We start from the raw sequence: 692 nt of genomic DNA on the forward strand, positions 1-692 counted from the left end.
GCCCTGGCCGGCGGCGTCACCGTGATGTCCACGCCGGAGACGTTCATCGACTTCAGCCGGCAACGCGGACTCGCCCCGGACGGCCGCTGCAAGGCGTTCGCGGCGGGGGCCGACGGCACCGGCTGGGGTGAGGGCGCCGGGATGCTGCTGCTGGAACGGCTCGCCGACGCCCGGCGGAACGGCCACCCGGTGCTCGCCGTCGTCCGCGCCAGCGCCGTCAACTCGGACGGCGCAAGCAGTCGTCTGACCGCCCCCAACGGCCCCTCCCAGCAGCGTGTCATCCGGCAGGCGCTGGCCGGTGCCGGACTCACCGCCGCCGACGTCGACGTGGTCGAGGCACACGGCACCGGAACCTCCCTCGGCGACCCCATCGAGGCCCAGGCCCTGCTCGCCACCTACGGCCAGGACCGTGCGGAGCCGCTGCTGCTCGGCTCGGTCAAGTCCAACCTCGGGCACACCCAGGCCGCCGCGGGCGTCGCCGGGGTCATCAAGATGGTGCTCGCCATGCGGCACGGCGAAGTGCCGCCGACGCTCCACGTCGACGCCCCCACCGACCAGGTGGACTGGAGCGCGGGCGCCGTCGAACTGGCCCTGGAGCGGCGCCCGTGGCCTCGCACCGGACGGCCGCGCCGCGCCGCCGTCTCCTCTTTCGGTATCAGCGGCACCAACGCCCACGTCATCCTCGAACAGGC

At 74.4% G+C, this 692-nt stretch carries 1 protein-coding gene; it reads left to right on the forward strand.

Translation table 11 applies throughout. The features are described 5' to 3' along the window. Window positions 1-692, forward strand: a 692-nt coding sequence (locus GT045_RS24525; RefSeq protein ID WP_161335465.1) for a polyketide synthase, incomplete at both ends; no start/stop codon positions are given.

The sequence above is a fragment of the Streptomyces sp. SID486 genome (genome assembly GCF_009865385.1).
In the GTDB taxonomy this organism is placed as follows: domain Bacteria; phylum Actinomycetota; class Actinomycetes; order Streptomycetales; family Streptomycetaceae; genus Streptomyces.